Raw genomic sequence first — 6,605 nt, forward strand, 5'->3', positions numbered from 1 at the left:
TGATGACGATATGTTTGAACAGGAGTAAACCCTAAGTGAGCTAATCGACTATTGAGCGCGCTTTCTTGCCAAGGAGGTGCGCTTGATAATATCTTGTGTTGTTTGATTTTGCATTGTGGCTCGCTTTTCACGCCCAATAGCTCTTGCACACGACGAGCAATAGCTTCTCCGGAATCAACTAGCACGACACTCTTCCCTAATACGGCTTGGATCTCTTCTTTTATTAATGGGAAGTGTGTACAGCCAAGGACCGCCACATCAATACGGTTCACCAAAGGGCTAAGAATCTCTTTTAATTCTGCAAGATCGACAGCTTTGCCCCTCAATTTTTCTTCTGCCATATCCACTAAGCGCGTTGACCCTAGCAATTCAACATTCTTGTCAGATGAGAAATCTCGAATCAAATCGTGAGTGTATTGACGAGTGATAGTCGCTGGGGTAGCAATGAGTCCCACGGCTTTATTGGCCAGTGATGAGGCTGGTTTAATCGCAGGGACAACCCCCACAACCGGTACAGCAAGACAAGAACGCAGCTTGGGTAAGACGATAGTGCTTGCGGTATTACAAGCAATAACGACCAAATCAATGCGCTCTTTCACCACGACATCGCTTACCAACCTAACCACACGCTTAATTAACACCTCTTGATTGAGCTCACCATAAGGATAAGCTTCATTGTCAAACAGGTAGATGTAGTTCAATTGTGGTAGTTTGGCTTGGACCTCTTTATAAACCGATAACCCACCAACACCAGAGTCAAAGATAAGCACATTAAGCTGAGACGGTTGCGACACTCTGAGCACCTTACTAAGAAAAACGTTCTGATCATACTCGCTCTTTTCGATTAGGCAATCTATGCCAGATACCTTTTGTTAAAAGAGATGTTAGTTTGAATTGTCATTTCTAGACTCGATCAAGCTGGTAGATGATCTCACATTCAGTAATTACTGTGTCAATGAGCTTGTTCTAGTGAATAAAAGCACTCCATTTTGTATTTTAAACATACGTTGCCGGCTCAACACTCAGTACAAATATTACTCTCAATATTGTAAAAACATACATATCGATTAGAGCAAAAAATCTATTTGTATCAATAAGAAGACGCATATACGACCTGACGTTCACCTTACAAAAATAGAACAAAAAACAAACAGCGTGAGTTTAATGTGTAGATGTGAAAGCTATAAACAGTTTTCACGCGCAGCCGCTTTGGAACCAAAAGAGCGTTGCTTGTGCGCCCAACGTTATGTTGAGAGCCACGATCCAAACATTTTTATTCACTTTTCAAGGAAACCTATCATGTTTAAAAAGTTTTTAAGCTTATGTATTGTCTCGACGTTTTCCGTCGCAGCAACATCAGCATTAGCCCAGCCCAATGAGTTTGTTGGCAAACCATCTCCTCAACAATTAGCACCATTGATGAAAGCCGCTTCAGGGAAAGGCATTAAAAATCAATATATTGTTGTACTCAAACAACCAGCGACAATCATGAGTAATGACTTGCAAGCTTTTCAACAATTTACTCAACGCTCTGTCAATGCATTAGCCAATAAGCATGCACTCGAAATCAAACATGTTTTTGATAGTGCGTTAAGCGGTTTTTCTGCAGAGCTAACGGCTGAGCAATTACAAACTCTCCGTGCTGATCCTAACGTCGACTATATCGAGCAAAACCAAATTATTACGGTTAATCCGATCATCTCTGCATCAGCGAATGCGGCTCAAGATAACGTAACCTGGGGAATCGACCGCATCGATCAGCGCGATCTACCGCTCAATCGTAGTTATAACTACAACTATGATGGTAGTGGCGTTACCGCTTATGTGATCGATACCGGTATTGCTTTCAACCATCCTGAATTTGGTGGACGAGCAAAATCCGGCTATGACTTTATCGATAACGATAATGATGCAAGTGACTGCCAAGGTCACGGAACACACGTGGCAGGCACTATCGGTGGCGCTCAGTACGGCGTAGCTAAAAACGTTAACTTAGTTGGGGTACGAGTACTGGGATGTGATAGTAAAGGTTCAACAGAAGCGATCGTCCGTGGTATTGACTGGGTGGCTCAAAACGCGTCAGGCCCTTCTGTTGCCAATTTGAGTTTAGGGGGAGGGATATCTCAGGCGACGGATCAAGCAGTGGCTCGGCTCGTCCAAAGAGGAGTCACGGCAGTCATTGCCGCTGGTAACAGTGATATAGATGCCTGCCAAGCATCGCCTGCACGTGAGCCAAGTGGCATCACTGTAGGCGCCACCGATAGCAATGATCGTCGTTCTTATCACTTACGCCAAGATGGCAGCTTTTGGTGGGCTTCTAACTGGGGCAACTGTGTTGATATTTTTGCTCCCGGCTCTGATGTCACCTCAGCTTCACATAAAGACACAGGCACCACCACTATGGGAGGCACATCAATGGCGGCACCGCATGTAGCTGGGGTCGTAGCCTTGTACTTACAAGAGAATAAGAACCTCTCTCCGAATCAAATCAAAACGCTGCTTAGCGACCGTTCGACCAAAGGCAAAGTCAGCGACACTCAAGGAACACCAAATAAGCTGCTGTATAGTTTGACCGATAACAATACCACTCCGGATCCTGAGCCAAATCCGCAACCAGAGCCGCAACCGCAACCGGATAGTCAACTGACTAATGGTAAAGTGGTTACAGGCATCAGCGGCAAGCAAGGTGAATTGAAAAAATTCTATATTGATGTGCCTGCAGGTCGTCGCTTGAGTATCGAGACCAACGGAGGTACGGGGAATCTTGATCTCTACGTTCGTTTGGGTAGAGAACCAGAACCTTCTGCTTGGGATTGCGCATCTTACCGTAACGGCAATAATGAAGTTTGTTCCTTCCCAAATACCCGAGAAGGTCGCCACTTCATTACACTCTATGGCACCACTGAGTTTAACAATGTCAGTTTGGTGGCTCGCTACTAACATGACGCATTAAACAATAAAAGCCAGTCAGATGTTCTGACTGGCTTTTGATTAAAGACAATGCCTGCGTTTAAAACTGATAAGAGACATTGAGATAGTAGGAACGCTCGGCAGCAGGATAGCCATTGGCGGTTTCGTACTCTTTATCTAATAAATTATCAATTCGAGCGCTAATAGTCGTCGAGTCTGTGACATAGTAGCTAACTGAGGTATCAACGAGAGAATAAGCATCAAGCGTTATATATTGAGAAGGATAAATTTTGTCTGGACGTTTACCTACATATTGATATCCGATTGACCAATCGAGTTGTTCGAAAGCCACTAGCGCATTCCACTTATACATTTGTTCTGCACGGCGTTGTAGTGTTTGCCCTTTGCTGTCATCAGCATCTTTGAGGTCTGTACTTAACTGGTGCTGCACAATTCCAGTAGAAAACTCGGCCGTTAATTCAACGCCTTTTATATGGCTTTCACCTATTACGTTTTGGTACTTCTTCGTTGTTGAGTTGTAATCGATCAGGTTATTGATTTTGTAATCATAGCCAGTGATAGACCATTTAATACCTGAAAATAAGCCGTAGAAGCTCAACTCTGCTGAATCTGCGTCTTCTGGTTGTAAATTAGCATTGCCAGAAGATGGAGCGTACTGTTGATATAAATTGGGAGCCTTAAATGCTGAGCCATAAGATGCTTTAACCCCGAACTCAGGGATAAACTGATACCCTAGAGCAATGTTGTGGGTAGTTTGCGAACCATACTCTTGGTTATCATCAAAGCGTAGACTTGCCTCCAACAGCCATTGTTGCCACTCAGCAGCAACCACAGCAAATGCAGCAGTGTTGCTGCGGTCAAACTCTTTATCCTCCGTTTTATCAAGATACGACTCGTCTCGCCAGTCCACACCACCAGCCAACGTCCACACATCATTGACCAAATAGCGGTTAATCCACTGGATATTTCGTTGTTCAAGATTATCCGATGTGTCCGAGTATTTTCCTTTAGATTGGGTGTAATCCCATGATTTTTGCTTCTGGGTAGTTAGCTGCAATTCAGATAACCAACGTTCACTTTGATACTGAGTGCCAATTGTAAAAGAAAGGTCATCCTTTTCTGCCTCTTTATAGTCACGAACACCATAGCTGTTGTCGTACTGATAAATATTTTCATAAGCGCGGGCGTTGGCAAACAAAGACCAAGACTCATCAAATTGGTGCACGTAACCCAACAACGCATTATCTGACCTGAAACCGTGACGATCACCATCATTCACTCCAGGAACTGGACGGACGTTGTAACCTTTATCACTCTCTGTGCCCAAAGCCACATTCATCTGGCCTTTTTCACCAATCGCAACCCCAGAAGCAATACTAAGTTCTTGGTAATCCAATGAACCCAGTCCAGCACTTACGGTTGTGCCTTGTTGTTGTGAACGAGCTTTAGTAATGATGTTAATCACACCACCAATCGCTTCAGATCCATATAACGAAGCTCGAGCGCCACGAACATATTCAATACGCTCAACATAAGTTAGTGGAATTTGGTTGAAATCGACCGCCCCTTTTGCAGCACGAGCAAAACGAATTCCATCCACTAATACCAATACTTGATCTGAACTTGTGCCACGTACAAATAAAGAGGCTAACTGACCACGTCCGCCATTTTGCGTGACCTGAACACCCGTTAATCTACGCAACAAATCAGGCAATGTTTTTGCTTGTGTTTGTTCGATATCTTGACGGGTAATAATTTCCACATCCGCCAAGGTTGAACTGGCCTTTTGCTCAAAACGATTCGCCGTCACAACGACTGTTTCTGTACGTTGAGCTTCATTTGCGTGTAAATAAGAGATAGGGGTAAGCAGCGATGCTAGAGCGATCGCCAGTGCTGATTTTTGCATTATGTTGTCCTAAATCGCGTGAATCCTACTGAGTGGAACACCACTGCATCACTCAGTTGCTGGCAGGTATTCGGACTTGAGAGCGATTAACCTACTAACCCGACTTCCCACAGTATTTGTTCCTGCAGTGTCATATTGGGTGTTCGTTCTCTCTTACCGCTGCGCGTCATAACCATACAGTTGGGAAATAAAACGTAAAAAAACTAGACAAGTGAGGACAAAAGGCTTAATTAACAAGCAATTACACTTAGAACAGCATGAAGACACCAATAACTCAATTAAGCGTCTAAATTTTTCACATTTACTTTCGGTCTATCTAATTTTTTATTCCTTTAGACCATTTAAGAAATGGCAAACTGACATTCTTAAAACTAGTATGCATCGGATGTATAGACGGCTAATACCTGCCAAAACTTAGAGTAATAGATAACTCATATGATTACCAATTTAAGATATTGAATTTTGATAAAGTTGAACATGAGATTTTATCATGATTGAGTGATTCCTTCGCTGACTCTATTAGCTAATACGCTGTAGCCAAAAAGCAGAGAGTAGAGAAGAGATTGCCCCATGATCTTTCGTGGTCATTGAACTCTCCGCAACATAGCTGTGAAAAACAGCCCTATCTCTAAAATACACTCCAATCGATTCAGTACAAACCACATACAAACCTAACTCATTAAGGCAGAAGTTCCTTCACATCACAGCCCAAAGTGTCCGCAATCTGATACAGCTTCTCAACCGTGATATTGACTTCACCGCGCTCAATGCGTCCTACATAACTTCTATCTATCTCTGCGAACAACGCGAGTTTATCTTGAGTTAACCCTTTGGATTTCCTCATTTTTGCAATGCGTTTTCCCACAAGTGCTGCAAGCTTCTTGTTCATGTTTTTTATTTATGAAATTAATTTGTTGAACAATTGCACAGTTGCGGCATATAACTCCACGGATTATAATCCTCAAAACCATCAATAAAGGCCGTTTTTTGAACACATGAAGGTAAAGATCAGAAAAGAGTTATTTCTCGCCATTTATTACAATGAACATTTCTCTGCCAATGACTTAAAGTCCTTTCCAATAGACTGTGATGAGAAAGAATACTTATCAGATGAATACGTCGAAAAAAAATTGAAGGAAATGTCGCTTATCGGCGCAATCCTCTCATGCGGCTTCGATAAACGCGGCGATGAGAAGTTTTCCAAAGGGTTTATGTTCAACCATACCGATTGGGAGGTTGTTGATTACGATAATTACAGTGAGGATTCCAATTACCTTTCCCTCAAAAAAGAAAGTCTCTTGACGATTTTGCAAGATAAACAGTCAGAGCTGTCAGAGCTGTCAGAGTCCAATTCTCTTCATCAAAGGGCATGGAAGCATTTCAATCGGTTGTGTGCGCAATACTCCGAGCTTAGGCCATGCATAGAACAATACATCTCAGAACATGACAATCGTAGATTGGATATCAAAGCCGAAATGCTGGCAGTAGAAAATGCAATTAACCTCTACAAGAACACAGCCCAACTAGAAGAAAGTGGGAGCTAATTTGCACAATCCTATACTTTACGTACATTCCACAAATAACAACATGCTCGTGGGGCAGTTTGTTCAACGGTCGAAGAACAACTTGTCATTTTCATATTCTGAACAATGGTTAGCATATCATTCATCCTTTCCGATCTCGTTGAGCCTACCGTTAAGAATGGGAGAAAACTCATCATTTAATGTATTGAATTTCATGAATAATCTTCTTCCTGATTTAATGGAAG

General features: G+C 42.6%; 6 protein-coding genes and 1 riboswitch. Of the genes, 3 read left to right on the plus strand and 3 right to left on the minus strand.

Features of this window, described 5'->3' with window-relative positions; all coding sequences use genetic code 11:
- Positions 1 to 794, minus strand: a 794-nt coding sequence (gene murI, locus VOR_RS0104285) for a glutamate racemase (protein ID WP_010318494.1), incomplete at its 3' end; no start/stop codon positions are given.
- 505 nt (positions 795 to 1,299) lie between these two features.
- Here murI and VOR_RS0104290 point away from each other — a divergent pair.
- Positions 1,300 to 2,940, plus strand: coding sequence for a S8 family peptidase (locus VOR_RS0104290; RefSeq protein WP_010318495.1), 1,641 nt, complete (start codon positions 1,300 to 1,302; stop codon positions 2,938 to 2,940).
- A 70-nt stretch (positions 2,941 to 3,010) separates the two neighbouring features.
- Here the strand turns inward: VOR_RS0104290 and btuB are convergent, their stop codons facing one another.
- Together btuB and VOR_RS0104300 are read right to left on the minus strand one after the other, a co-directional pair.
- Positions 3,011 to 4,837, minus strand: coding sequence for a TonB-dependent vitamin B12 receptor (btuB, locus tag VOR_RS0104295; protein WP_010318496.1), 1,827 nt, complete (start codon positions 4,835 to 4,837; stop codon positions 3,011 to 3,013).
- A gap of 44 nt (positions 4,838 to 4,881) precedes the next feature.
- Positions 4,882 to 5,123, minus strand: a riboswitch (cobalamin riboswitch).
- 393 nt (positions 5,124 to 5,516) lie between these two features.
- Positions 5,517 to 5,726 carry a helix-turn-helix domain-containing protein gene (locus tag VOR_RS0104300; RefSeq protein WP_010318497.1) on the minus strand — a complete coding sequence of 70 codons (210 nt, stop codon included), beginning with the start codon at positions 5,724 to 5,726 and terminating at the stop codon, positions 5,517 to 5,519.
- Positions 5,727 to 5,832: 106 nt separating this feature from the next.
- Between VOR_RS0104300 and VOR_RS0104305 the strand changes: the two genes are divergently transcribed.
- Positions 5,833 to 6,381: a hypothetical protein gene (locus VOR_RS0104305; RefSeq protein ID WP_010318498.1), complete on the plus strand. Its 549-nt coding sequence runs from the start codon at positions 5,833 to 5,835 to the stop codon at positions 6,379 to 6,381.
- Positions 6,371 to 6,605: HipA N-terminal domain-containing protein (locus VOR_RS18245; RefSeq protein ID WP_162097687.1), on the plus strand; the 235-nt coding region annotated here is incomplete at its 3' end. The genes VOR_RS0104305 and VOR_RS18245, both read left to right, overlap by 11 nt.

Source organism: Vibrio ordalii ATCC 33509 (assembly GCA_000257205.1).
Taxonomy (GTDB): Bacteria; Pseudomonadota; Gammaproteobacteria; order Enterobacterales; family Vibrionaceae; genus Vibrio; species Vibrio ordalii.